24 protein-coding genes and 1 tRNA gene are annotated in these 23,341 nt (G+C 70.5%); 13 read left to right on the top strand and 12 right to left on the bottom strand.

The window, feature by feature from the left end; translation table 11 throughout:
• Nucleotides 1-18: 18 nt before the first annotated feature.
• The 3 genes from ACWGO0_RS28625 to pdhA are packed head-to-tail and all read right to left on the bottom strand — an operon-like array spanning nucleotide 19 to nucleotide 3,613.
• Complete coding sequence (locus ACWGO0_RS28625; protein WP_453541146.1) at nucleotides 19-1,425, bottom strand: dihydrolipoamide acetyltransferase family protein; 1,407 nt, start codon at nucleotides 1,423-1,425, stop codon at nucleotides 19-21.
• A complete protein-coding gene (locus ACWGO0_RS28620; protein ID WP_453541144.1) occupies nucleotides 1,425-2,456 on the bottom strand; it encodes an alpha-ketoacid dehydrogenase subunit beta in 1,032 nt (343 codons plus the stop codon). Before ACWGO0_RS28620 ends, ACWGO0_RS28625 begins: the two co-directional genes overlap by 1 nt.
• Nucleotides 2,453-3,613, bottom strand: coding sequence for a pyruvate dehydrogenase (acetyl-transferring) E1 component subunit alpha (gene pdhA, locus ACWGO0_RS28615; protein ID WP_453541141.1), 1,161 nt, complete (start codon nucleotides 3,611-3,613; stop codon nucleotides 2,453-2,455). Before pdhA ends, ACWGO0_RS28620 begins: the two co-directional genes overlap by 4 nt.
• Nucleotides 3,614-3,824: 211 nt before the next feature.
• On the opposite strand from pdhA, the gene ACWGO0_RS28610 reads away from it, so the two are divergent.
• Nucleotides 3,825-4,382: an Lrp/AsnC family transcriptional regulator gene (locus ACWGO0_RS28610; RefSeq protein ID WP_453541138.1), complete on the top strand. Its 558-nt coding sequence runs from the start codon at nucleotides 3,825-3,827 to the stop codon at nucleotides 4,380-4,382.
• Here the strand turns inward: ACWGO0_RS28610 and ACWGO0_RS28605 are convergent.
• Entirely contained in the window at nucleotides 4,372-4,965 is a 594-nt protein-coding gene (locus ACWGO0_RS28605; RefSeq protein ID WP_453541135.1) for a TetR/AcrR family transcriptional regulator, read from the bottom strand. The two genes, ACWGO0_RS28610 and ACWGO0_RS28605, sit on opposite strands and share 11 nt — an antisense overlap.
• Nucleotides 4,966-5,088: 123 nt before the next feature.
• On the opposite strand from ACWGO0_RS28605, the gene paaN reads away from it, so the two are divergent.
• Nucleotides 5,089-6,789, top strand: a complete 1,701-nt coding sequence (gene paaN / locus ACWGO0_RS28600) for a phenylacetic acid degradation protein PaaN (RefSeq protein ID WP_453541132.1) — start codon at nucleotides 5,089-5,091, stop codon at nucleotides 6,787-6,789.
• Nucleotides 6,790-6,872: 83 nt separating this feature from the next.
• On the opposite strand, the gene ACWGO0_RS28595 is transcribed toward paaN, so the two are convergent.
• The 3 genes from ACWGO0_RS28595 to ACWGO0_RS28585 are packed head-to-tail and all read right to left on the bottom strand — an operon-like array spanning nucleotide 6,873 to nucleotide 9,837.
• Nucleotides 6,873-7,583 (bottom strand): TrmH family RNA methyltransferase, encoded by a 711-nt coding sequence (locus ACWGO0_RS28595; protein WP_453541129.1) that lies wholly within the window; start codon nucleotides 7,581-7,583, stop codon nucleotides 6,873-6,875.
• Nucleotides 7,580-8,884 (bottom strand): HTTM domain-containing protein, encoded by a 1,305-nt coding sequence (locus ACWGO0_RS28590; protein WP_453541125.1) that lies wholly within the window; start codon nucleotides 8,882-8,884, stop codon nucleotides 7,580-7,582. Before ACWGO0_RS28590 ends, ACWGO0_RS28595 begins: the two co-directional genes overlap by 4 nt.
• Entirely contained in the window at nucleotides 8,881-9,837 is a 957-nt protein-coding gene (locus ACWGO0_RS28585; protein ID WP_453541122.1) for a DUF5819 family protein, read from the bottom strand. Before ACWGO0_RS28585 ends, ACWGO0_RS28590 begins: the two co-directional genes overlap by 4 nt.
• Nucleotides 9,838-9,952: 115 nt before the next feature.
• On the opposite strand from ACWGO0_RS28585, the gene paaA reads away from it, so the two are divergent.
• The 6 genes from paaA to ACWGO0_RS28555 all read left to right on the top strand — a co-directional run bounded on the left by paaA (nucleotide 9,953) and on the right by ACWGO0_RS28555 (nucleotide 14,862).
• Nucleotides 9,953-10,996 (top strand): 1,2-phenylacetyl-CoA epoxidase subunit PaaA, encoded by a 1,044-nt coding sequence (gene paaA / locus ACWGO0_RS28580; protein ID WP_453541119.1) that lies wholly within the window; start codon nucleotides 9,953-9,955, stop codon nucleotides 10,994-10,996.
• On the top strand, nucleotides 10,993-11,283 hold the full coding sequence (paaB, locus tag ACWGO0_RS28575; protein WP_328888047.1) for a 1,2-phenylacetyl-CoA epoxidase subunit PaaB: 291 nt from the start codon (nucleotides 10,993-10,995) through the stop codon (nucleotides 11,281-11,283). Before paaA ends, paaB begins: the two co-directional genes overlap by 4 nt.
• Nucleotides 11,280-11,981 (top strand): 1,2-phenylacetyl-CoA epoxidase subunit PaaC, encoded by a 702-nt coding sequence (gene paaC, locus ACWGO0_RS28570; protein WP_453541115.1) that lies wholly within the window; start codon nucleotides 11,280-11,282, stop codon nucleotides 11,979-11,981. Before paaB ends, paaC begins: the two co-directional genes overlap by 4 nt.
• Complete coding sequence (gene paaD, locus ACWGO0_RS28565) at nucleotides 11,975-12,472, top strand: 1,2-phenylacetyl-CoA epoxidase subunit PaaD (RefSeq protein ID WP_453541112.1); 498 nt, start codon at nucleotides 11,975-11,977, stop codon at nucleotides 12,470-12,472. The genes paaC and paaD overlap by 7 nt, the downstream gene beginning before the upstream one ends.
• Nucleotides 12,473-13,525, top strand: a complete 1,053-nt coding sequence (locus ACWGO0_RS28560) for a 2Fe-2S iron-sulfur cluster-binding protein (RefSeq protein WP_453541109.1) — start codon at nucleotides 12,473-12,475, stop codon at nucleotides 13,523-13,525.
• Nucleotides 13,526-13,671: 146 nt separating this feature from the next.
• On the top strand, nucleotides 13,672-14,862 hold the full coding sequence (locus ACWGO0_RS28555) for an acyl-CoA dehydrogenase family protein (RefSeq protein WP_453541106.1): 1,191 nt from the start codon (nucleotides 13,672-13,674) through the stop codon (nucleotides 14,860-14,862).
• Between the two features lie 49 nt (nucleotides 14,863-14,911).
• On the opposite strand, the gene ACWGO0_RS28550 is transcribed toward ACWGO0_RS28555, so the two are convergent.
• Genes ACWGO0_RS28550 through ACWGO0_RS28540 form a run of 3 tightly spaced genes read right to left on the bottom strand, consistent with a single transcriptional unit; the run spans nucleotide 14,912 to nucleotide 17,754 of the window.
• On the bottom strand, nucleotides 14,912-15,259 hold the full coding sequence (locus ACWGO0_RS28550; protein ID WP_453541103.1) for a rhodanese-like domain-containing protein: 348 nt from the start codon (nucleotides 15,257-15,259) through the stop codon (nucleotides 14,912-14,914).
• Between the two features lie 46 nt (nucleotides 15,260-15,305).
• On the bottom strand, nucleotides 15,306-16,235 hold the full coding sequence (locus ACWGO0_RS28545) for a hypothetical protein (protein ID WP_453541100.1): 930 nt from the start codon (nucleotides 16,233-16,235) through the stop codon (nucleotides 15,306-15,308).
• Between the two features lie 58 nt (nucleotides 16,236-16,293).
• Nucleotides 16,294-17,754, bottom strand: a complete 1,461-nt coding sequence (locus ACWGO0_RS28540; RefSeq protein WP_453541097.1) for a DUF2252 domain-containing protein — start codon at nucleotides 17,752-17,754, stop codon at nucleotides 16,294-16,296.
• 241 nt (nucleotides 17,755-17,995) lie between these two features.
• Here ACWGO0_RS28540 and ACWGO0_RS28535 point away from each other — a divergent pair, with 241 nt between their 5' ends.
• Both ACWGO0_RS28535 and ACWGO0_RS28530 read left to right on the top strand, forming a co-directional pair.
• Entirely contained in the window at nucleotides 17,996-19,186 is a 1,191-nt protein-coding gene (locus tag ACWGO0_RS28535; RefSeq protein WP_453541094.1) for an NAD(P)/FAD-dependent oxidoreductase, read from the top strand.
• Between the two features lie 10 nt (nucleotides 19,187-19,196).
• Nucleotides 19,197-20,135, top strand: coding sequence for a sigma-70 family RNA polymerase sigma factor (locus ACWGO0_RS28530; protein WP_453541091.1), 939 nt, complete (start codon nucleotides 19,197-19,199; stop codon nucleotides 20,133-20,135).
• A gap of 30 nt (nucleotides 20,136-20,165) precedes the next feature.
• On the opposite strand, the gene ACWGO0_RS28525 is transcribed toward ACWGO0_RS28530, so the two are convergent.
• Nucleotides 20,166-20,513 carry a winged helix-turn-helix transcriptional regulator gene (locus ACWGO0_RS28525; RefSeq protein ID WP_453541088.1) on the bottom strand — a complete coding sequence of 116 codons (348 nt, stop codon included), beginning with the start codon at nucleotides 20,511-20,513 and terminating at the stop codon, nucleotides 20,166-20,168.
• A gap of 164 nt (nucleotides 20,514-20,677) precedes the next feature.
• On the opposite strand from ACWGO0_RS28525, the gene ACWGO0_RS28520 reads away from it, so the two are divergent.
• Nucleotides 20,678-21,289 carry an FMN-dependent NADH-azoreductase gene (locus ACWGO0_RS28520; protein ID WP_453541085.1) on the top strand — a complete coding sequence of 204 codons (612 nt, stop codon included), beginning with the start codon at nucleotides 20,678-20,680 and terminating at the stop codon, nucleotides 21,287-21,289.
• Between the two features lie 174 nt (nucleotides 21,290-21,463).
• Here the strand turns inward: ACWGO0_RS28520 and ACWGO0_RS28515 are convergent.
• Nucleotides 21,464-21,546: transfer RNA gene (locus ACWGO0_RS28515), tRNA-Leu, on the bottom strand.
• A 316-nt stretch (nucleotides 21,547-21,862) separates the two neighbouring features.
• Here ACWGO0_RS28515 and ACWGO0_RS28510 point away from each other — a divergent pair.
• A complete protein-coding gene (locus ACWGO0_RS28510) occupies nucleotides 21,863-22,747 on the top strand; it encodes an FhaA domain-containing protein (protein ID WP_453541083.1) in 885 nt (294 codons plus the stop codon).
• Nucleotides 22,748-22,757: 10 nt separating this feature from the next.
• Nucleotides 22,758-23,273 carry an FHA domain-containing protein FhaB/FipA gene (locus ACWGO0_RS28505; protein WP_453541080.1) on the top strand — a complete coding sequence of 172 codons (516 nt, stop codon included), beginning with the start codon at nucleotides 22,758-22,760 and terminating at the stop codon, nucleotides 23,271-23,273.
• The last annotated feature ends 68 nt before the right edge of the window (nucleotides 23,274-23,341 follow it).

The following is a 23,341-nucleotide window of genomic DNA, read 5'->3' as shown; positions in this document are numbered from 1 at the left end:
CGCCCCCCGTCCGGGCCGCTACACCGTGCGCAGCAGCACCGCCGGCTGCTCAACGCAGTCGGCCACGTACCGGAGGAATCCGCCCGCCGTGCCTCCGTCGCACACCCGGTGGTCGAAGGTGAGGGAGAGCTGGACGACCTGGCGCACGGCCAGTTCGCCCCCGTGCACCCACGGCTTCGGCATGATCCGGCCGACGCCGAGCATCGCCGCCTCGGGGTGGTTGATGATCGGCGTCGAACCGTCGACCCCGAACACCCCGTAGTTGTTCAGCGTGAACGTGCCTCCGGTCAGCTCGGCCGGGGTCAGCGTCCCCGTACGGGCCGACTCCGTGAGCCGGGCGATCTCGGCGCCGATCGATTCCACGTTCCGGGACTGCGCGTCCCGGACGACCGGTACGACCAGCCCGCGTTCCGTCTGGGCGGCGAAGCCGAGATGGATGTCGCGCAGCCGCACGATCTCCCGGGCGGCCGGGTCCACGGTCGAGTTGAGCTCGGGGTACTTGGCCAGAGCCGCCGTGCAGATACGGGCCAGCAGGGCGAGCACGGACACCTTGGGGCCCGCGGACGGGCCACCGGCGCCGTTCATCGCCGCTCTGGCCGCCATCAGCTCGGTGGCGTCGGCGTCGACCCAGCACGTCGCATCCGGGATCTCGTGCCGGCTGCGCGACAGCTTGTCGGCCACCGCGCCCCGTACCCCGCGCAGCGGAATCCGCTCACCGGCAGCGGTAAGCGAAGCCCGCGGCGACGAGGCGCCGGCGGGTGCCACTGCGGTTGTCGCTGCGGCCACCGGGGCGGCAGCGACAGCCGTGCGCTCCGTCGCAACCCGGATCACGGACTCGACATCGGCCCGCAGGATCAGCCCGTCGCGCCCCGACCCGTTCACCTGACGCAGGTCGACGTCGTGCTGCCGGGCAAGCTTGCGTACGAGCGGCGATACGACGGCCACCGGCCCCCGCACCTCCTCCGCGACGGGCGCCGGCTCGGGCGTCGCAGGCCGCGCCGACATCTGCTCGGGCCGTACCCGACGACGGCGTGCCGCCGGAGCGCCCGTCCCGTAACCCACCAGCACGTTGCCGCTGGACTCGGCCTCGGCCGCCCCGGAACCCTTGGCGGGACCCACCGCACCGGAGCCCACCGACCCGGAACCCGCCGATCCGGAGTCCATCGACCCGGAATCAGCCGACCCGACCGCCACCGTCAGCAACGGTGATCCGACGGGGAGTTCAGTCCCCTCCTCGCCGAACCGCGCGGTCACCACACCCCCGTAGGGGCACGGCACCTCCACCATCGCCTTGGCCGTCTCGACCTCGACGACCGGCTGGTCGATGGCGACGACATCGCCGACCTCCACCAGCCAGCGAACGATCTCCGCCTCGGTCAGACCCTCGCCGAGGTCCGGCAACTTGAATTCGAGCACCTGAGCCATCAGCTGTCCGCCTCCCACTGCAGACGGGCCACCGCGTCGAGCACCCGGTCCACGCCCGGCAAATGGTGCCGCTCCAGCATCGGCGCCGGATACGGAATGTCGAATCCGGCGACCCTCAGCACCGGCGCCTCCAGATGGTGGAAGCACCGCTCGGTGACCCGGGCCGCGATCTCACCGCCCGGCCCCCCGAAACCGGAGGACTCGTGGACTACCACCGCACGCCCCGTACGCCGGACCGACGCGGCGACGGTCTCGTCGTCGAACGGCACCAGCGAACGCAGGTCCACGACTTCGAGGTCCCAGCCCTCGGCGATCGCGGCCTCCGCGGCCTCCAGACAGACCGGCAGGGAAGGACCGTAGGTGATGAGCGTCGCGCTGCGCCCGGACCGGCGTACGACAGCCCGTCCGATCGGCTCGACCGCCACCGGGGCCTCCGGCGACCAGGCCGCCTTCGACCAGTACAGCCGCTTCGGCTCCAGGAAGATCACGGGGTCGTCGGAGGCGATCGAGGCCCTCAGTAGCCCGTACGCGTCGTCGACCGTGGCCGGTGTGACCACATGAAGGCCCGGCGTGGCCATGTAGTACGCCTCGGAGGAGTCGCTGTGATGCTCGACCCCGCCGATTCCCCCGCCGTACGGCACCCGCACCGTGATCGGCAGCGGCATGGCGCCCCTGGTCCGGTTGCGCATCTTGGCGACGTGGCTGATCAGCTGCTCGAACGCCGGATAGGCGAAGGCGTCGAACTGCATCTCCACCACGGGCCGCAGCCCGTACATCGCCATCCCGACGGCCGCGCCCAGGATTCCCGCCTCGGCCAGCGGTGTGTCCGTGCAACGGTCGTCGCCGAACTCCTTCGCCAGGCCGTCGGTGATCCTGAATACCCCGCCGAGCGTGCCGACGTCCTCACCGAGGACGTGCACCGACGGGTCCTCGGCCATCGAGTCGCGCAGCGCACGCCCGAGGGCCTGCGCCATGGTGGCCGGTTTGGGCTTCCCCGTCTGCGCGCCGGGAACCGCCGCTGCGGTCGTCATCGCCGTTCCTCCGCGTTGTCGTCGTGCTGGTCCTGCTCGGCATCCAGCTCGACACGCAAGCGGGCCGCCTGCTCGCGCAGTTGCTCCGTCTGTTCCGCGTAGACGTGCGTGAACAGGCTCATCGGGTCGAGCACCGGATCGGCGTTCATCCGCTCGCGCAGTCCGGCGGCCATCCGGTCCGCCGCGTCCTTCGCCGCCACGATGCCGTCCTCGTCGAGCAGTCCTCGCCCGGTCAGCTCCCGCTCCAGGAGCCGGATCGGGTCGTGCGCCCTCCATGCCTCGACCTCGCTGTCCACGCGGTACCGCGTGGCGTCGTCGGCGTTCGTATGGGCTTCCATGCGGTAGGTGACGGCCTCCACGAGCGTCGGCCCTCCACCACGCCGTGCGCGGGCCACCGCCTCGGCGAGCACCTGGTGCACGGCCGCCGCGTCGTTGCCGTCGACCAGTCGTCCCGGCATCCCGTAGCCCACGGCCTTGTGGGCCAGGGAGGGCGCCGCGGTCTGCTTGGCGAGCGGGACGGAGATCGCGAAGCCGTTGTTCTGTACGAAGAAGACGACCGGGGCCCGCCAGACGGCCGCGAAGTTCAGCGCCTCGTGGAAGTCGCCCTCGCTGGTGCCACCGTCGCCGACCATGGCGAGTGCGACCACGTCGTCGCCCTTGAGCCGGGCCGCGTGGGCCAGGCCCACGGCGTGCGGCAGCTGCGTGGCGAGCGGGGTGCAGAGCGGGGCGATGCGGTGCTCACGCGGGTCGTAACCGGTGTGCCGGTCGCCGCGCAGGAGAGTCAGTGCCTCGACGGGGTCGAGTCCGCGCGCCACGGCCGCGAGGGTGTCGCGGTAGCTGGGGAAGAGCCAGTCCTGCTCCTCCAGCACGAGCGCAGCCGCGATCTCGCACGCCTCCTGCCCGGTGCTCGACGGGTAGACGGCAAGCCGGCCCTGTTTGGTCAGGGCCGTGGCCTGCGCGTTGTACCGGCGACCGCGCACGAGCTCGGCGTAGAGCCGCAGCAGCAGACCGGGATCCGCGTCGGCCGCCGCGTCCGTGCCGAGCACGCGGAACGGCTCGGGGTCCGGGAGCAGCGGCGCCGGGTCGGTGAGCGGCTTCCAGGCCGGGGGCGGCGTGGGCCGGTAGGCAGCCGCGCCGGGCAGCTCTTGGACCGTCATGAGAAGCACCTCCTGGCATCGAGGTATATCGAGGGGTGTCGAAATATGTCGAAATGTCGAGGGGTAGACGAGGCGCGGGTGTGGTGTGCCTCACCTACCGATTGTTCGGTCGCGGCGGCATTTTGGCTACAGGCACCGTCAGCCTGTGGACAAACGGTTCTCCACAGCCTGGGATAGAGGCAGCTCGTCCACAACAGGGAGGCACGGGGATATGGCGTCTGAACAAATGGCCGCGAGAGGCGAGGACCCCGGCCCCGGCCCCGGCCCCGCCTCCATTCCGCCCGCCCGGCCGCTCGACTCCATCGACCGCGACATCCTGCGCATCCTGCGGACGGACGGCCGCGCCTCGATACGGTCGGTCGCCGACCGCGTCCACGTCTCGAGGGCCAACGCGTACGCCCGCATCAACCGGCTCGTCGAGGACGGCGTGATCCGGGGGTTCAGCGCACGGGTGGACCATGAGCGGGCGGGGCAGGGCGCCTCCGCGTACATCACGCTCAAGATCGTGCAGAACTCGTGGCGCACGGTGCGCGAGCAGTTGCAGGCACTCCCGGGGGCCACCCATATCGCGCTGGTCAGCGGCGATTTCGACGTACTGCTCCTGGTGCACACCCCGGACAACCGGGCGCTGCGCGAGCTGGTCCTCACCAGGATTCAGGCCATTCCCGAGGTGCTCTCCACCCGCACCCTGCTGGTGTTCGAGGAAACCGACCTCGGACAGGGCCCGGACCGCCCCACGGACCTGTCCCAGGGCCTGATCAGCGAGTGACCCGCATCCCCTCGAAGGCCAGCTGCACCACCGTGTCCGCCAGCTGCTCGGCCTCCGCGGAGCCGCCGGGGTGCGGGCGGTACCACTCGACCAGGGAGTTCACCATCCCGAAGAGCAGCCGAGTGGCCAGACGTATGTCCACATCCGCGCGCAGATCGCCGTCCGCCACCGCCGCCTTGAGCAGCTCCGACACACGCTGGTCGAACTCGCGCCGCCGCTCCAGGGCCCAGCGCTCGGTCTTCGTGTTGCCCCGCACGCGCAGCAGCAGCGTGACGTAGGGCAGTTCGGTCATCAGCACCTCGACGGTGCGTCGGGTGACGTACTCGACCCGGTCGATCGTCCGGCCGCGCGTCGCGCCGGACTCCTCGAGAATCGCGAAGAGCCCGTCGAGCGCCCGGCTGACAGCCCGCCTCAGCAGCTCTTCCTTGCCACTCACATGGTGGTAGATGGACGACTTGGAGATGCCGGCCGCCTTGGAGAGGTGCTCCATCGAGGTGCCGTCGTAGCCCCGCTCGTTGAAGACGCGAACGGCCACGGTGAGCAGCGTCTCAGGGGTGTACGTGTCCCGCTTGGCCGTAGTCATGCCCGCGATCCTCCCCCATGAGTTGTCCACAGGTTTCTCGGGGGCCCTTGCCCCGACCGATCGTTCGGTTACTCTAACTCCGTCCGCCCGTCCCTGCCCAGCTCGATGAGGAGTTGGTCCGTCATGGCCGCCGAGCTCTCCCCCCAGCAGCTGTCCGAGACCCACCGACCGACGCTCGACCAGGCCCTCGACGCGATCCGTACGCGCGCCTACTGGTCCCCGCACCCCGAGCACCCCAAGGCGTACGGCGAGGGCGGCGCCCCCGGCAGCCTGGGCGCGGCCGAGGGCAAGGCCGCTTTCGACGCCGTGCTGAACACCCGGCTCGACCTCGGCCAGCCCGGCACCGACGGATGGACGGGCGGCGAGATCTCGCCGTACGGGCCGACACTCGGCGTCGAGTACCCCCACGCCGACCTGGACGTGCTGCTGCCGGCCATGAGCGCGGGCATGGGTGCCTGGCGCGAGGCAGGACCGGAGACCAGGGCCCTGGTCTGTCTGGAGATCCTGTCCCGGATCAGCGCCCGCACCCATGAGCTCGCCCTCGCCGTGATGCACACCAGCGGGCAGGCGTTCATGATGGCGTTCCAGGCGGGCGGCCCACACGCCCAGGACCGCGGCATGGAAGCCGTGGCGTACGCGTACGCGGAGCAGATCCGCACCCCGCAGGACGCCGACTGGTCCAAGCCCCAGGGCAAGCGCGACCCGCTCCAGCTGCGCAAGTCGTTCACCGCGGCGGGCCGCGGAATCTCCCTGCTGATCGGCTGCAACACCTTCCCCACGTGGAACAGCTACCCCGGCATCTTCGCCTCCCTCGCCACCGGCAACCCGGTCCTGGTCAAGCCGCACCCGCGCGCGGTGCTTCCGCTCGCGCTCACGGTGCAGCTGGCGCGCGAGGTCCTCACCGAGGCCGGCTTCGACCCGAACCTGATCGCTCTGGCCGCCGAGCGGCCGGGCGAGGGCATCGCCAAGACACTGGCGCTGCGCCCCGAGATCAAGATCATCGACTACACCGGTTCCACCGCGTTCGGTGACTGGCTGGAGGCCAACGCCCGCCAGGCCCAGGTCTACACGGAGAAGGCCGGCGTCAACACGGTCGTCATCGACTCCACCGACGACTACCGCGGCATGCTCTCCAACCTGGCCTTCTCGCTCTCGCTCTACAGCGGCCAGATGTGCACCACCCCCCAGAACCTCCTGATCCCCCGCGACGGCATCACGACGGACGCGGGCGACAAGTCGTACGAGGACGTGGTCTCGGACATCGCGGCCGCCGTCACCGGCCTCCTCGGCGACGACGCCAGGGCCGGCGCCCTGCTCGGCGCGCTGGTCAACCCGGACGTGAAGGCCAGGGTCGAAGGCGCGGCGGAGCTGGGCGACGTGGCACTGCCCTCGCGGACGGTGACCAACGCCGACTTCCCCGACGCGGTGGTCCGTACGCCGGTCATCGTCAAGCTCGACGGCACCAAGCCCGACGACGGCGCGGCCTACCTGTCGGAATGCTTCGGCCCGGTCTCGTTCGCGGTCGCGGTCGACTCCACGGCGGACGCGGTGGCGCTGCTGAGGCGCACGGTCCGCGACAAGGGAGCGATGACGGTGGGCGCGTACACCACATCGCCGGAGGTCGAGCGCGAGGTCGAGACCGTCTGCTTCGAGGAGTCGGCCCAGCTCTCGCTGAACCTGACCGGCGGGGTCTACGTCAACCAGACGGCGGCGTTCTCGGACTTCCACGGCTCGGGCGGCAACCCGGCGGCGAACGCGGCACTGTGCGACGGCGCGTTCGTCTCGAACCGCTTCCGCGTGGTGGAAGTCCGCCGCCAGGCATAAGCCACATCGCTCACCGACGGCTCCGCCCCGCCCCAATCAGCCCCTCCGGCGTTTGAGGAGCGGGGTCCGGGGCGGAGCCCCGGTTAAACGTCCCCCACCGCCGGAACATCCGCATACCGCTGCACCCACGCATGCATGGCGATAGCCGCCGCAGCCCCCGCATTGATCGACCGCGTGGACCCGAACTGCGCGATGGAGCACACCATCGTCGCGTGCTTACGCGCCTCTTCCGTGAGCCCCGGCCCCTCCTGCCCGAAGAGCAGCACACAGCGTCGCGGCAGCTCGGTCCGCTCCAGCGGCACCGCACCGGGAAGGTTGTCGATCCCGATGATCGGCAGCCCCTCGGCCGCCGCCCAGGCGGTCAGGTCCGCCGTGTCGGGGTGATGGCGCACATGCTGGTAGCGGTCGGTGACCATCGCCCCCCGCCGGTTCCACCGCCGACGCCCCACGATGTGGATCTCCTTCGCCAGAAAGGCGTTGGCGGTACGCACCACCGACCCGATGTTGAAGTCGTGGCCCCAGTTCTCCACCGCCACATGGAAGTCGTGCCGCCGCAGATCGAGATCGGCGACGATCGCCTCCCGCGTCCAGTACCGGTACGCGTCGCCGACATTGCGCCGGTCTCCGTGGGCGAGCAGCTCGGGGTCGTACCGCTCGCCCTCGGGCCACGGCAGCGGATGCGGCCCGACGCCGATCTCCGCCCCGTACCCCTCGTCGTACTGAACCGGTTCCGCCGACGGGTCGGATGCCATCGCCAAGGGGGGCTCTTCTGCACTGCCGTTCTCGCTGCTCACCCGACGAGCGTATGGCCCCCGCCGCCACTGTGCTGCGGGACCTCCCCCTCGCCCTCTCCCTCGTCCTCGGAGGCCCGCCCCCGGTCGGGCTCCGGCACCTTCCGCACACGGCGCGAGAAGAGCCGCTGCCGCGTGAGCGTGACCCGGCCGCCGAGCCACACCAGGAAGACCGTCGGCAGGAACACCGCGTCCGCCGCGATCATCGCCATCGAGAAGAAGGGCAGCCCGAGCAGCACGGCGATCCCGGCGTGCTCACCGATCATGGCGACCAGCAGCACGTTCTTGACGCGCCGGTTGAACAGCGTGAACGGGAAGGCGACCTGCACGATGACCGTGCCGTACGTCAGCACCATCACCACCAGACCACTGGCCGCGAGGAGATCCGAGAGCCAAGGCCACGGAGTGAAGTAGTCCAGCTTCAGCGGATAGTAGAGCGCCGTGCCGTCCTGCCAGCGCGAGCCCTGGATCTTGTACCAGCCCGCCGTCGCATAGATCAGACAGACCTCGGCCATGATCACGACGAGCGTGGCGTTGTGGGCGAGGTTGGCCAGGACGTCGAGCAGCGTGCGCGGCTCACCCTCCGGGGCGAACCGGTTCGCCGCCCACCAGGCACCGTTGCCCACCCACAGCACCCACAGCAGGATCGGCAGCCACAGGGTGTCACCGAGCCCGCCCATGAGCGTGGCCACCAGCAGTACGGGGCCGAGCACGGCCCAGAGGACCGGCCCCGCCACATCACGTACCGGCCCGAGACCGTCCGCCGCACGTGCGGCGTTGCGCGCGGCCCGCCGTGCGTCCAGCGACCACACCTGTGCGCAGCGGGTCAGCGTGAGGTAGATCGCCATCAGGTGGATGACGTTGTCGCCACCGTCGCCCATGAAGATGCTGCGGTTCTGCAGGGCCAGCACGCCGACCATGAAGAGGACGGACATCGTCCGACTGCGCCAGCCGACCATCAGAAGCGCGGCCGACACCAGCGCGAGGCCGTACACGATCTCGAACCACACCGTGCTGTCCGACCACATGAGCACGCTGAAAGCGCCGTTGTTCCCTATGAGCTGCTCCGCCATGTCCCACTGCCAAGGACCGTCGGGGCCGTACATCTCGTGGCGGTGCGGGAACTCGCGCAGCAGGAACAGCAGGTACGTGACGGAGAAGCCGATGCGGATGACGGCGCTCTGGTACGGGCCCAGGGCAGCGGCGGTGACGCGCTGGATTCCGCGGGCCAGCTTGCCGTCGGGCTCGGATCCGGGGTTCGGGCCGGCTTCCCGTATCCCGGTGGGAGTGCTCGCTCGGCTCACTTGTCCATCCCCTCACCGTACGAGGACCGCGCCGCTGCGTTCTCGGGAAGATCGGCGGAGGTGATGGTCCACCAGGGGAGCACACGGTAGTTGGGCCGGGTGCTGATCCGTTCCTCGCTCCACGGCGGTGCCGCGACGGAGCGTACGGAGGAGCGGACCTGAATACGCTCGACAGTGCCGCCGTAGTCGTGCTCGCCGAGCCGCAGCATCACGATGCGACGGATGTAGCGCTCGGAGAGCTCTCCGCGCATGCCGGTGGCGCGGTTCTCGTTGTCGTGGGAGTTCAGGAAGAAGTCCCACGCCCGGCGGAGCTCGTTCTGATCGACGTGGCTGGGGAGGAAGCTGCCGCGTATCGCCTCGCCGTCCTCACCGGACAGGCTCATCCAGGGGGTGGTGCGGCGGCCGTCGGCACCTGCCACTTCGGCGCGCACGTGTACGGCGATGTTCTGCTGGAGCGGATTGGGAGCGAACAGTTTCCAGTTCTGCTCGAACTCCGGATAGACCCATTCGTCTATCGCCTCGCCGTGTTCCTTCGTCAGGGTGTTGGACGGCGCGACGTGCAGGAAGACCATGGCCAGGTGTACGGCGCCGAGCACCCCGAGGAGGGACAGCGCCAGGGCGGCGACAACCTGGTACGGGCGCGAGAGCGCGGCTATCCCGCCTCCGGGGACGGCGGCTCCGGGGACGGCGGCTCCGGGGGCAAGATCCCCTCCACCATCCGTATCGGCATCCGGTGAGGCAACCCGCCCGGCGTCCTGGCCTGCGTCCTGCCCGGCGCCTTCCCCCGCGTCCTGCCTGGGAATCCGCCCGGTCGCCCGGCCGGTGTCCCGGCCTCCGACCTGGCCCGTCCCGGCGTCCGCACCCCCGCCGGACCCGTCCGCCCGGTGGCTCACCGCCTCCGGCCAGGCGGCCTTCCGCTCGCTCTCGGCGCCCCCGCCGTGGTCCGCATCCATCCCGCCCCGATCACCGTCGATCACTACTCAGTTATCCACAGGGTTGACACCCTACGGGCCGCCGGCTCACCATTGAAGTCATTGAACCGAACGATCGGTCGGTAGGGAGCCCGGGATGGCGGCAGTGACTGCGGACCAGCAGAAGCACAGGGCAGCAGGCGCGGCGGACACGGCAGGCACGGCACAGGACGCGGCCCGCACCGCGGCGTTCGACGCCGCGGTGGCGGCGGACGACCGAATCGAGCCGCGCGACTGGATGCCGGAGGCGTACCGGGCCTCGCTGGTCCGCCAGATGGCTCAGCACGCCCACTCGGAAATCATCGGGATGCAGCCCGAGGCCAACTGGATCACGCGCGCGCCCTCGCTGCGCCGCAAAGCGATCCTGATGGCCAAGGTCCAGGACGAGGCGGGACACGGGCTGTATCTCTACAGCGCCGCCGAGACTCTGGGCACAAGCCGCGAGGAGCTGCTCGACAAGCTCCACGCGGGGCGCCAGCGGTATTCGTCGATCTTCAACTACCCGACGCTGACCTGGGCGGACGTCGGCGCGATCGGCTGGCTGGTGGACGGCGCAGCGATCACCAACCAGGTGCCGCTCTGCCGCTGCTCCTACGGCCCGTACGCCCGCGCGATGGTCCGGATCTGCAAGGAGGAGTCCTTCCACCAGCGGCAGGGGTACGAGCTGCTGCTCGCCCTCAGCCGCGGGACCCCGGCCCAGCACGAGATGGCCCAGGACGCGGTGAACCGCTGGTGGTGGCCGTCCCTCATGATGTTCGGCCCGCCGGACGACGCGTCGGCGCACTCCGAGCAGTCGATGGCCTGGAAGATCAAGCGGCACTCCAACGACGAGCTGCGCAGACGCTTCGTGGACATCTGTGTTCCGCAGGCCGAGGCGCTCGGGCTCGCGCTCCCCGACCCGGACATCCGGTGGAACGAGGAGCTGGGCAGGCACGACTTCGGGGCCATCGACTGGACGGAGTTCCAGGAGGTCCTCAAGGGCAACGGACCCTGCAACGAGCAGCGCCTGACCCAGCGGCGCACAGCCCACGAAGAAGGTGCCTGGGTCCGCGACGCGGCGGCGGCATACGCGACGAAGCACACCACAGGACGGCCCGGGCACACCGGAACGACCGCAGAGCCCGGGGAGGCGACGGCATGAGCAGCTCGACCGACTGGCCGCTGTGGGAGGTGTTCGTGCGCTCACGGCGCGGACTGTCCCACACCCACGCAGGCAGCCTGCATGCCCCGGACGCCGAGATGGCCCTGCGCAACGCACGCGACCTGTACACCCGCCGCTCCGAGGGCGTCTCCATCTGGGTGGTGCCGTCCACGGAGATCACGGCCTCCTCGCCCGACGAGAAGGACTCCTTCTTCGAACCGTCCGGCGACAAGCCCTACCGGCACCCCACGTTCTACGAGATCCCGGAAGGGGTGAAGCACCTGTGACCGCGGCCCTCGCCCTCGGCGACGACGCGCTGGTGCTCTCGCACCGGCTGGGAGAGTGGGCAGGCCATGCCCCCGTGCTGGAAGAGGAAGTGGCTCTCGCCAATATCGCCCTGGACCTGCTGGGACAGGCACGCATCCTGCTCTCGCTCGTCGGCGACGAGGACGAACTCGCCTATCTCCGCGAGGAGCGGGCCTTCCGCAACGTGCAGCTGGTCGAGCAGCCGAACGGCGACTTCGCCCACACCATCGCCCGGCAGCTCTACTTCTCCGTCTACCAGCACCTGCTGTACGAGCGGCTGGCCGCCGGGGACGGCGAGTTCGCGGACCTCGCGGCGAAGGCGGTCAAGGAGGTCGCCTACCACCGCGACCACGCCGAGCAGTGGACCCTGCGCCTCGGCGACGGAACGGCCGAGAGCCACGAGCGCATGCAGAGCGGCCTCGACGTCCTGTGGCGCTTCACCGGCGAGCTCTTCCAGCCCGTCGAGGGAATCGGCATCGACTGGCAGGAAATTCGGGCCGGCTGGCTCGCGGCCGTCACGGACGTGGTGGAGCGGGCCACCCTCACCGTCCCGGCGGGACCGCAGTCGGGGGCGTGGCAGGCCGGGGCCGGGCGGCAGGGACTGCACACCGAACCCTTCGGCAGGATGATCGCCGAGATGCAGCATCTGCACCGCAGCCACCCGGGGGCGTCATGGTGACCGAGACCCGGCTGGAGGCGGAGCTGCACAGACTCGCGGGCGCCGTACCCGATCCCGAGCTTCCCGTCCTGACCCTGGAGGAGCTCGGTGTGCTCCGTGGTGTCGAGATGGACGGACCGGACAGCGTCACGGTGCGGCTCACCCCGACGTACACGGGCTGCCCCGCGATCGAGACCATGTCCGCCGACATCGAGCGCGTACTGCACGACCACGGAGTGAAGGACGTCTCGGTGGTCACCGTCCTCGCCCCCGCGTGGTCGACGGACGACATCAGCGACGAGGGGCGGCGCAAGCTCTCCGAGTTCGGTATCGCACCCCCGCGTCACCAGGGCACCACGGGCGGTCCTGTGCCGCTGACCCTGGCCGTGCGCTGCCCGCACTGCGGGTCGACCGACACGGAGCTGCTGAGCCGGTTCTCCTCCACCGCGTGCAAGGCGCTGCGCCGCTGCGTGGCCTGCCGCGAACCGTTCGACCACTTCAAGGAGTTGTAGATGTTCCATCCGCTCCGGGTCAGCGCGATCGAACGGATCACGGCCGACGCGGTGGCCGTCACGTTCGCCGTGCCGCCCGAACTGCGCGAGACCTTCCGCCACCTTCCGGGCCAGCACCTCAACGTGCGCTACGCCCTCGAAGGCGAGGAGATCCGCCGGTCGTACTCGATCTGCGCACCCGCGACCGAGGCGCCGGCCGACCCGGCGCTGCGCGTGGGCATCCGCATGGTCGACGGCGGCGCCTTCTCCACGTACGCCCTCAAGGAACTGGCCGTCGGTGACCAGGTGGAGGCGATGCCTCCGATGGGTCGCTTCGTGCTTCGCCCGCGCCCCGGCTTCTTCGCCGCGGTCGTCGGCGGCAGCGGCATCACGCCGGTGCTGTCGATCGCGGCGACGCTGCTGGCCCGTGAACCCCTGGCCCGGTTCTGCCTCGTGCGCAGCGACCGGACCGTTGCCTCGACGATGTTTCTCGACGAGGTGGCCGACCTCAAGGACCGCTACCCGGGACGCTTCCAGCTGGTCACCGCACTCTCCCGGGAGGAGCAGTCGGCCGGTCTTCCGGCCGGCCGCCTGGACCGGGAGCGGCTGACCGGTCTGCTGCCGGCGCTGCTGTCCGTCGAGGACGTGGACGGCTGGTTCCTCTGCGGGCCGCTGGGTCTGGTGCAGGGCGCCGACAAGGCGCTGCGGGAGCTGGGTGTGGACCGTTCCCATATCCACCAGGAGATCTTCCACGTCGAGGACGTTCCGGCCCCCGCCGCGCGGATCGACGCACCTGCCGACAGCACCCTGACAGCGACCCTCCACGGCCGCTCGGGAAACTGGCCGGTGCAGGGCGCGGAGTCGCTGCTGGAGACGGTGCTGCGCAGCCGATCGGACGCCCCGTACGCGTGCAAGGGCGGGGTGTGCGGCACCTGCCGCGCGTTCCTCGTGTCGGGTGAGGTGCGCATGGACCGCAACTTCGCGCTGGAGCCGGAGGAGACGGAGGCGGGCTTCGTCCTGGCCTGCCAGTCGCACCCGGTCACCCCGGAGGTGGAGCTCGACTTCGACCGCTGACCGGCGCTGATCGTCGCTGACCCTCCCGGTGCCGTCGGCACCGCACTGTTCCCTTCTTCTAGAACCTGTTCTATCTTGACGAGCCGTCAGGTCCAGCTGTGGGCCGACCGGTTCAGGGACACTACGGTTCGCGGGAGGCCGGGACAGTGGACTTCACCTTCACCGAGGAACAGCAGGCGGCCGTCGAGGCGGCGAAGTCGGTCTTCTCCGGCGTCGCACCCGACGGTGTTCCCAGTCCGGCCCTGACCGCCGGGGCGGTGGCCGAGGACATGGACCGGCCACTGTGGGCCGGGCTCGCCCGCACCGATCTGCTCGGCATCACGCTGGCACCGGAGCACGGCGGGGCCGGTCTCGACCTGGTCGCGCTGTGCCTCGTGCTGCGCGAGTCGGCCAGGGTGCTGGCTCGGGTGCCCCTGCTGGAGGGCAGCGCGGTCGCCATGACCGTTCAGCGGTACGGAGACCCCGCACTCGGGGCCGAGCTGCTGCCGAAGTTCGGCAGGGGCGAACTGGTCCTCACCGTGGGGGCCAACGGCCGCACCGGCCACGACCCGGCAGAACTGGCGGTCGTGGCCCGCAGGGACCCGCAGACCGGGACCGCGGCCGAAGCCACCGCCGGGGCTGCAGCCGAAGCCACGGCCAAAGCCGGATGGGTGCTCGACGGGGTGCAGTCAGCGGTGCCGTGGGCCCAGTGCGCGGACTGGATCGCGGTGCCCGCCCACACGGCCGAGGGCCGCGCCGTCCTGGCCCTGGTCCGCCGTACGCACGAGGGCGTCGGCCTCGCCGAGCAGGTGTCCACCAGCGGAGAGCGCTTCGCCGAGGTCCGGCTCGACGCGGTCCGCATCGACGACCACGAACTGATCGACGCCGAGGACGCCTGGGAGTGGCTGCGGAACCTGCTCACCACGGGGACCTGCGCACTGGCACACGGCCTGGGCGAGAGCGTGCTCGCCATGACGAGCGCGTACACGGGCAAGCGGGAACAGTTCGGCTTCCCCGTCGCCACGTTCCAGGCGGTCGCCGTACAGACCGCCGACCGGTACATCGATCTGCGGGCCATGGAAGTGACCCTCTGGCAGGCGGCCTGGCGGATCTCCACCGAAGCCGACGGAGCCCTGCCCGCCGCCGGTGACATCGCCGTGGCGAAGATCTGGGCATCGGAGGGCGTCCGCCGCGTGGTGCAGACGGCACAGCACCTGCACGGCGGCATAGGCGCCGACACCGACTACCCCCTGCACCGCTTCCACGCCTGGGCGAAGCAGATCGAGCTCTCGCTCGGACCGGCGGCGGCCCACGAGGAGGCACTGGGCGACCTGCTGGCCGCCCACCCCCTCTGCTGATCTCCCGGAGGGGGATCTCCCACAGGAGGGTGTCTCAGAGGAGGGTGTCTCAGAGGACGAAGGCCGGGCTCGCGCCGCCCTCCGCGACCATCGGCCGCCCGGCACCGTCCCAGGCCTGCATACCGCCGTCGATGTTCACCGCGTCGATGCCCTGCTGCACCAGGTACTGCGTCACCTGGGCCGACCGGCCGCCGACACGGCACATCACGTGCACACGCCGGCCGTCCTCGGCCGCCTCGGTCAGCTCGCCGAAGCGGCCCACGAAGTCACTCATGGGAATGTGCAGCGCGCCCTCGACATGCCCGGCCGCCCACTCGTCGTCCTCCCGGACGTCCAGCACGAAGCCGTCCAACGGCACCGTCGCGACATCCACCGAGGGCAGTGGGGCGAAATTCATGGGTCATGCCTTCTCTCGTACGTACGCGGCAGGGACACCCGGAACGCTACTGCACCAGGCCCGCCAGCTCGGCCTCACGCCGGGAAACGTCAGCGAGCAGCTTCTCGCCGATGTCCTCCAGCAAGCGGTCCGGATCTTCCGGTGCCATCCGCAGCATCGACCCGATGGCGCTCTGCTCCAGCTCCTGGGCCAGCACCGTCAGCAGTTCCTTGCGCCGACTGAGCCACTCCAGCCGGGCATACAGCTCTTCGCTCTCGCTGAAGCGGGCCTCCGGTGCGACCGGACCCGCCTCCCACTCCTCGGCCAGTTCCCTCAGCAGCGCCTCGTCCCCACGCCCGTAGGCCGCGTTCACCCGGGTGATGAACTCGTCGCGGCGCTCCCGCTCCTTCTCGTCCGGCGCCAGATCCGGGTGCGCCTTGCGTGCCAGCTCGCGGTAGAGCTTGCGGGCCTCCTCGCTGGGCCTGACCCGCTTGGGCGGCCGGACGGGCTGCTCGGTGAGCATCGCCGCAGCCTCGGGGGACAGGCCGTCGGAGTCCATCCAGTCGTGGAACAGCTCCTCGACCCCCGGCATCGGCATGACGATCGCCCGCGCCTCCTGGGCCTTGCGGCGATCCTCCGGATCACCGGTCCGGTCCGCACGGGCTTCCGCGATCAGCGCGTCCAGCTCGTCGAGCCGGGCGTACATCGGGCCGAGCTTCTGGTGGTGCAGCCGGGAGAAGTTCTCGACCTCGACCCGGAAGGTCTCCACCGCGATCTCGAACTCGATCAACGCCTGCTCGGCCACCCGCACAGCCTTGGCAAGCCGCTCCTCGGGACGAGGCGCCTCACCCGGCGCCTCGCCCTGGGCAGCGGGCGGTCCGTCCTGCCGGTCGTCCTGCGACGCGTCCTGCGCGTGATGCAGCTCGTCCTGCCGGTCGTTGTCCTGCCGGTCATCATCGTTCCGGGTATTCGGCACCCCGGCGGCTTCGTGGGTCACCCGTCCAGCGTATGGCCAGGACCGGCGCCCCGAGGACGCCCGGCCGCCGCGGTCTCCGTCAGACACCCTGCTCTGCGGCTATTCGCCCGGCCGCGACCGCCCGCACCAGCTCGGCATGATCCGCTTCCGTCCGGTCCGCGTAGGTCACCGCGAAGGAGGCCATCGCCTCGTCCAGCTCGGTGTTCTTGCCGCAGTAGGCCGCCAGCAGCCGCGGGTCCGCGCTGTGGGCATGGGCGCGCGCAAGCAGAGCGCCGGTCATCCGCCCGTAGTCGTCGACCTGATCGGCCGTGAGCGCGGCCGGGTCCACACTGCCCTTGCGGTTCCTGAACTGACGGACCTGGAAGGGCCGCCCGTCGACCTCGGCCCAGCCGAGGAGTATGTCGCTGACGACCTGCATCCGCTTCTGTCCGAGCACCACCCGGCGCCCTTCGTGCGCGATCTCGGCCACATCGAAGCCGGCCTGCGGCAGATACGGCGCCAGCGCGGAGGGCCGGGCCTCCTTCACCTGAAGGACCAGCGGCTCGCCCCGGTGATCCAGAAGCAGCACCACATAGGACCGCGTCCCGACGCTGCCTGTGCCGACCACCCGGAACGCCACATCATGGATCGCGTACCGGGCCAGCAACGGCACCCGGTCCTCGGAGATCGTGCTCAGATAGCCACCGAGCCCCGCCGCGACGGCCGCCGCCTCCTCGTCCGGCACCCGGCGCAGCACCGGCGGAGCGTCGACGAAGCGGCGCCCTCCGTCCCCGGAGTCCTCCGTCGACCTGGCGGCGAAACGGGCGCTCGTGTTGTTGCGCGCCTTCTCCGAGACCCGCTGCAGAGTCCCGACGAGATCCCGCGCGTCCGTGTGCGAGACGAGCTCCTCGTCGGCGATCGCGTTCCACGCGTCGAGCGCCGGCAGTCCGGCCAGCAGCCGCATCGTCCGCCGGTACGCACCCACGGTGTCGTACGCACCCTTACGGCAGGTGTCCTCGTCGGCGCCTGCCTGGCGGCCGGCGAGCACCAGAGAGGTGGCGAGCCGCTTGAGGTCCCACTCCCACGGGCCGAAGACGGTCTCGTCGAAATCGTTCAGGTCGATGACGAGATTTCCCCGCGCATCGCCGTACAGACCGAAATTGGCCGCATGCGCGTCTCCGCAGATCTGCGCGCCCACCCCGGTGACCGGCGTACCCATCAGGTCATGGGCCATCAGCCCCGCCGAGCCGCGCATGAAGGCGAACGGGGTGGCCGCCATCCGCCCCACCCTGATCGGCGTCAGACCGGGCACACGGCCCCGGTTGGACTCCTCCACCGCCTGGACGGCGTCCGGCCGGCCGGGAGGAAGGACCAGCGAGCTGTGCGCGGACCGCGGCACCTCGGCTCTCAGCGCCTTGCCGGCCGCCTTCGGCGAGCCGTTGGCCCCCGCTGCGTCCGGCGAGCCCAGCGCCGCGCGCCGCGCGAACCCGGGCACGACCGGAATGCGTGCGGCACCCGCCGCGGCCCGCTGCCCCTGTGCAGTCGTATCGATCTCACCCATGGAACGCCGCCTCCCCCGTCTGCCGGCCGTCAGCCATCAATTCCCGATGACCGTACCGCCGTTCTCCGACAACCGTCCGCCCCTGTGGACAAGTCGTGGATCACCCTGTGGACAACCACGAGCGGAGCCGCGACCTCAGCCCGCCCATCCTGATTTAGTGACCCACGTCACACTCGACTCCTGTCAGCAATCGGGGCGCCATCCCGTTCAAGGGGCACGCGAACGAGACAGGAGCAACGCCATGAAGCACCGCATCGTCGTACTCGGTGCCGGATACGCCGGGGCCTTCGCCGCCGGAAACCTGGCCCGCCGGCTCTCCTCCGCCGACACCGAGATCACCGTCGTCAACGCCGCGCCCGACTTCGTCGAGCGGATGCGGCTCCACCAGCTCGCGGTCGGCCAGGACCTGGCGTTCCGCAAGCTCGCCGACGTATTCGCGGGCACCGGGGTGCGGCTGCGCCTGGCGCGCGTCACCGGCGTCGACCCCGAGCGCAGGACCGTCGCCGTGACCGGCGAGGACGGCGACGGCGAGCTCGCGTACGACACGCTTCTCTACGCGCTCGGCAGCTCCGTGGCCCACCACGGCGTCCCCGGCGTGGCCGAGTACGCCTTCGATGTGACCGGCCGGTCGTCGGCGCTGCGTCTGCGCGAGCGCCTGGCCGGCCTGGGCGAGGGCGGCACCGTGCTGGTCGTCGGCGAGGGGCTGACCGGCATCGAGACCGCCACCGAGCTCGCGGAGTCCCGGCCAGACCTCTCGGTCGCGCTCGCCGCCCGCGGCGAGCTGGGCGCCTGGCTCTCCCCGAAGGCCCGCCGTCACCTGCGCCGCGCCTTCGACCGGCTCGGCATCACCGTCCACGAACACACCGGCATCGAAGCCGTCGAGCCGGCACGGGCGATCGCAGCCGACGGTACGTCCATCCCGGCCGACGTGACCGTGTGGTCGGCCGGGTTCGCCGTGCACCCCATCGCGGCCTCCAGCGGCCTGGAGGTCGCCGAGACCGGCCAGATCGTCGTCGACCGCACCATGCGCTCGGTCTCGCACCCGGACGTCTACGCCGCCGGTGACTGCGCCTACGCGATCGGCGAGAACGGCCGGCCGCTGCCGATGTCCTGCGCCTCGGCCGGCTTCACCAACATGCAGGCGACCGCCGCGATCATCGCGCGCCTGACAGGCAGCAAGGTCCCGACCACCGGGCTGAAGTACTACGGCAACCACATCAGCCTCGGCCGGCGGGACGCGATCTTCCAGATGGTGGACGGGGACGTCCGGTCGAAGCCCTGGTACCTGGGCGGCCGGACCGCCGCGCGGCTCAAGGCGGGCGTGCTCAGCGGGGCCGGGTTCGGAATCGCCCACCCGACCTTCGGCATGCCGAAGCGCAGGCGCCGCCTGGCCACCGCGCCCGACGGGGCCGGTGTGCGGGTCGCCGCATAGGCTGCTCCGCATGGACAGCGCAGCCATCGATCGGTTCGAGGCCGGCCGGGGCCGGCTGGCCTCGCTCGCGTACCGTCTGCTCGGCTCGGCCGCCGACGCCGAGGACGCCGTGCAGGACGCGTTCCTGCGCTGGCAGGCCGCAGACCGCGAACGGGTCGAGGTGCCGGAAGCCTGGCTGACCAAGGTCGTCACCAATCTCTGCCTCGACCGGCTCCGCTCGGCGCAGGCGCGCCACGAGCGGGCCGCCGGAGCCTGGCTGCCCGAACCGCTGCTCGAAGGCGACCCGATGCTCGGCCCGGCCGACACCTTCGAACAGCGCGAATCCGTGTCCTTGGCCGTGCTGACCCTCTTCGAGCGCCTCTCGCCGGTCGAGCGGGCCGTCTACGTCTTGCGTGAGGCCTTCTCGTACAGCCACGCCGAGATCGCCGGGATCCTCGACATCACCGAGTCCGCGAGCCAGCAGCATGCCCACCGGGCCCGGATCCGGGTCGCCGCCGAGCGCCGCCGCGGCGGCGAGGCCGATCCCGAGTCCGCGCGCCGGGTCGTCGAGGAGTTCCTCGCCGCCGCCACGTCGGGGCGCACCGAACGGCTGGTGGCGCTTCTCACCGACGACGTGGCAGCGGTCTCGGACGGCGCCGGACTGGCCAAGCGGCTGCTGCGGTTCAAGACACGCGAGCGGGTCGCCTCCTTCGTGCGGGCAGGCTTCAAGCCCACGGCGGCGAAGCGGCGGCTGGCCGGCGGCACGCCGGCGATGCACATCGCGCTGGTCAACGGCTCCACGGCCGTCCTGGCCGTGGTCGACGACCGGGTCATGGGCGCAGTGGTGTTCGAAGTCAGCGAAGGCAAGGTCGCGTCCCTGCGCGGCATCGCCGCCCCGGGCAGGCTCACGCGCCTCAACGAGGCCTGGCGGCAGCACGAACCCGACGCGCCGGTGATCAAGGCTTGGTGACCAGGCCCACCAGAAGAACCACTACGGCGTTCAGCAGCCGCCCGGCTCGTCCGACAGATACGTGTCCGCCCACCGGCCGAGTTCCTTGAGTGCCGGCTCCATCGCGGCGCCCGCCTCCGTGAGCCGGTACGAGACGCGCAGCGGCGGCCCCTCGTCGACCTCACGGACCACCAGGCCGGCAGCCCCCAGTTCGGACAGCCGGTCCGACAGCATGCGCTCGCTGATGCCCGGAATCGCGCGCCGCAGATCCGCGAAGTGAACGGGCTGCTGCATGAGCACAGAGACGATCGGGCCCGTCCAGCGCTTGCCGAACAGCCCGAAGACGCGGCTGATGCCCGCGTCAACCCGCCGACATGCCTCTCCGCCGTGATCCGCCATGTCCACAGACTACTGCGCCATCGTGAGGGACTTACTAAAAATAAGTGACTATGCTATCCATAGGTACATACGAAACGTTGGGCACCCCGGCCGCGCTCACCGCCCCCGGCCACGCCCAGCCCTCCCCACCCCCACCCCCCCCCGATATATCTGTGGAGAACCTCATGGCCACGCTTCTGCATCTCGACTCCGCCGTCTTCCCCCAGGGCTCCGCATCCCGCGAGGTCACCGCCGCCTTCGTGCAGGCATGGCTCGAGCAGCACCCGGACGGGCAGGTCGTGTACCGGGACCTCGCCGCGGACCCGCTGCCCCACCTGGACGCCTCGGCCGCCGCCGCGGGCGCGGAGGACCCCCTGCGCGCCACGCTGGCCGCCGAGTTGGCCGGTGCGGACGCCGTCCTGATCGGTGCGCCGATGTACAACTTCTCCATCCCGTCCACCCTGAAGGCATGGCTGGACCAGGTGATCGTCGTCGGGCACAACGCCGGCCCCGACAGCCCCCTCAAGGGCATCCCGGTCACCGTCGTCGCCAGCCGCGGCGGTTCGTACGCCCCCGGCACTCCCCGCGAATCCTTCGAGTTCGTCCAGAACTACCTGGAGAAGCTGCTCACGGGCATGTTCGGCGCCGAGGTCGACTTCATCGTTCCGGAGCTGACGCTGGCCCACTCCCAGCCCTCGATGGCCGAGCTCATTCCGCTCGCCGAGACCTCGCGCACCAAGGCGCTCACCGACGCCGCCGAGAAGGCCAAGGCCCTCGCTTCCCGCCTGGCCGCCTGAGACGTACGCAACGCATGAGGGCCGCGAGGCGGAACAGCACCTCGCGGCCCCACCCGGCCCAAAGCGGGCGTTTCACGTGAAACAAGCGCCGGAACGACGAAACGGTCGCCATCGTGATTACGATGACGACCGTTTCTGCGTTACTACCAAGCACCAACCATCGGTACTTCGTTGTGCGCGAGGGGGGATTTGAACCCCCACGTCCCTAAGGACACTGGCACCTGAAGCCAGCGCGTCTGCCGTTCCGCCACTCGCGCATGAGTGATGTTTTGAGACTCTCTCACCGGTTGGTGTGAGCGCCTGGCGACATCCGGAAGATTAGCACGATGGACTGGGTGGATTCACATCCGTTGTTTTGGCGAACACATGGGGGGAAGCGGGAACGCGGAGCCTCCGCCCCCCACTCCTCCTGACCGCACCCCGGGTGCGGGACACTGTGAGGAGGCCACCTCTACGATCCGTGTGAGGGGTGACACTCATCCACAGGGCAGACAAGGGGAACCAGCCGATTTCCCGACGCGTGGATACGATCAGTAAGCAGTACAGGGATGACGACACCGGAGGAGGTGCCCCATGGGAGTCATGAAGCGTTTCGAGCAGCGTCTCGAAGGTCTGGTCAATGGCACCTTCGCCAAGGTCTTCAAGTCCGAGGTCCAGCCGGTGGAGATCGCGGGCGCTCTCCAGCGCGAGTGCGACAACAACGCCACCATCTGGAACCGCGAGCGGACCGTCGTACCCAACGACTTCATCGTCGAGCTGAGCGCACCCGACTACGAGCGGCTCAGCCCGTACTCCGGCCAGCTCGGCGACGAGCTGTCCGGCCTCGTACGGGACTACGCCAAGCAGCAGCGCTACACCTTCATGGGCCCGATCAAGGTCCACCTGGAGAAGGCCGACGACCTCGACACCGGGCTCTACCGTGTCCGCAGCCGGACGCTCGCGTCGAGTTCGTCACAGCAGGGCCAGCCCGGACAGCAGGCCGGCCCTCCCCAACACGCACAGCCGAACCGGCCCGGCCCCGGGCGGCCCGCCGCCCCGCAGGGCCCCGGCGGTTACGGCTACCCCCCGACCGCCGCCCCGCCCATGCCCGCGGCCCCGCCGCCGGGCGCCGGGCGCACCGGCGGTCCCTCGACCGACCGGCGCCCTCCGACCGCGCCCGGCCCCCTGCCGGACGCACAGGTACGGCGCTGGATCGAGATCAATGGCACCCGCCATCAGATCTCCCGCCCGACGTTGGTGATGGGACGAAGCACCGACGCCGACGTGCGGATCGACGATCCCGGCGTATCGCGCCGGCACTGTGAGATCCGGACCGGAACGCCCTCGACGATCCAGGATCTCGGGTCTACCAACGGCATCGTGGTAGACGGGCAGCACACCACCCGCGCTACGCTCCGCGACGGCTCGCGGATCGTCGTGGGCAGCACCACCATCGTTTACCGGCAAGCCGAAGGGTGAAGCGGGGGCAATGTCAGAGCTGACCCTTACGGTCATGCGGCTAGGTTTCCTAGCCGTTCTGTGGCTGTTCGTGATCGTGGCCGTCCAGGTCATCAGAAGCGACCTGTTCGGAACGCGTGTAACGCAGCGCGGCTCACGCCGCACTGCCGCTGACACGCGCCCGCAGCAGGGGCGCCAACAACCCGCTGCCCCACCGCAGCAACGCCAGCAGCCCGGGCGCCAGCGCCGCGGGGCACCTACAAAGCTGGTCGTCTCCGAAGGCATCCTCACGGGTACTACGGTGGCGCTCCAGGGCCAGACCATCACCCTGGGCCGGGCCCATGACTCAACCATCGTGCTGGACGACGACTACGCGTCCAGCAGGCATGCCAGGATCTACCCGGACCGTGACGGCCAGTGGATCGTCGAGGATCTCGGGTCCACCAATGGCACGTATCTCGACCGGACCCGACTCACCACCCCGACGCCTGTTCCGCTGGGCGCGCCGATCCGCATCGGCAAGACCGTCATCGAGCTGCGGAAGTAGTACGACAATGAGCGAGCGGAGCGAGCGAGCCGCGGCGGTCCTTACGACGGACCCGGCCCGGCTCCCGA

Source organism: Streptomyces sp. NPDC055749, assembly GCF_053617235.1.
This window is presented reverse-complemented; position numbering and strand designations above follow the sequence as displayed.

Bases quoted from the DNA above. Each gene is read 5' to 3' on its own strand.
- ACWGO0_RS28530 (WP_453541091.1), top strand. From the start codon at position 19,197: ATGGACAGCGCAGCCATCGATCGGTTCGAGGCCGGCCGGGGCCGGCTG.
- ACWGO0_RS28510 (WP_453541083.1), top strand. From the start codon at position 21,863: ATGGGAGTCATGAAGCGTTTCGAGCAGCGTCTCGAAGGTCTGGTCAAT.
- paaB (WP_328888047.1), top strand. From the start codon at position 10,993: ATGAGCAGCTCGACCGACTGGCCGCTGTGGGAGGTGTTCGTGCGCTCA.
- ACWGO0_RS28535 (WP_453541094.1), top strand. From the start codon at position 17,996: ATGAAGCACCGCATCGTCGTACTCGGTGCCGGATACGCCGGGGCCTTC.
- ACWGO0_RS28560 (WP_453541109.1), top strand. From the start codon at position 12,473: ATGTTCCATCCGCTCCGGGTCAGCGCGATCGAACGGATCACGGCCGAC.
- ACWGO0_RS28585 (WP_453541122.1), bottom strand. From the start codon at position 9,837: ATGGATGCGGACCACGGCGGGGGCGCCGAGAGCGAGCGGAAGGCCGCC.
- ACWGO0_RS28520 (WP_453541085.1), top strand. From the start codon at position 20,678: ATGGCCACGCTTCTGCATCTCGACTCCGCCGTCTTCCCCCAGGGCTCC.
- ACWGO0_RS28505 (WP_453541080.1), top strand. From the start codon at position 22,758: ATGTCAGAGCTGACCCTTACGGTCATGCGGCTAGGTTTCCTAGCCGTT.
- ACWGO0_RS28525 (WP_453541088.1), bottom strand. From the start codon at position 20,513: ATGGCGGATCACGGCGGAGAGGCATGTCGGCGGGTTGACGCGGGCATC.
- ACWGO0_RS28550 (WP_453541103.1), bottom strand. From the start codon at position 15,259: ATGAATTTCGCCCCACTGCCCTCGGTGGATGTCGCGACGGTGCCGTTG.
- ACWGO0_RS28610 (WP_453541138.1), top strand. From the start codon at position 3,825: ATGGCGTCTGAACAAATGGCCGCGAGAGGCGAGGACCCCGGCCCCGGC.
- paaA (WP_453541119.1), top strand. From the start codon at position 9,953: ATGGCGGCAGTGACTGCGGACCAGCAGAAGCACAGGGCAGCAGGCGCG.
- paaD (WP_453541112.1), top strand. From the start codon at position 11,975: ATGGTGACCGAGACCCGGCTGGAGGCGGAGCTGCACAGACTCGCGGGC.
- ACWGO0_RS28625 (WP_453541146.1), bottom strand. From the start codon at position 1,425: ATGGCTCAGGTGCTCGAATTCAAGTTGCCGGACCTCGGCGAGGGTCTG.
- paaN (WP_453541132.1), top strand. From the start codon at position 5,089: ATGGCCGCCGAGCTCTCCCCCCAGCAGCTGTCCGAGACCCACCGACCG.
- pdhA (WP_453541141.1), bottom strand. From the start codon at position 3,613: ATGACGGTCCAAGAGCTGCCCGGCGCGGCTGCCTACCGGCCCACGCCG.
- ACWGO0_RS28540 (WP_453541097.1), bottom strand. From the start codon at position 17,754: ATGGGTGAGATCGATACGACTGCACAGGGGCAGCGGGCCGCGGCGGGT.
- ACWGO0_RS28605 (WP_453541135.1), bottom strand. From the start codon at position 4,965: ATGACTACGGCCAAGCGGGACACGTACACCCCTGAGACGCTGCTCACC.
- ACWGO0_RS28620 (WP_453541144.1), bottom strand. From the start codon at position 2,456: ATGACGACCGCAGCGGCGGTTCCCGGCGCGCAGACGGGGAAGCCCAAA.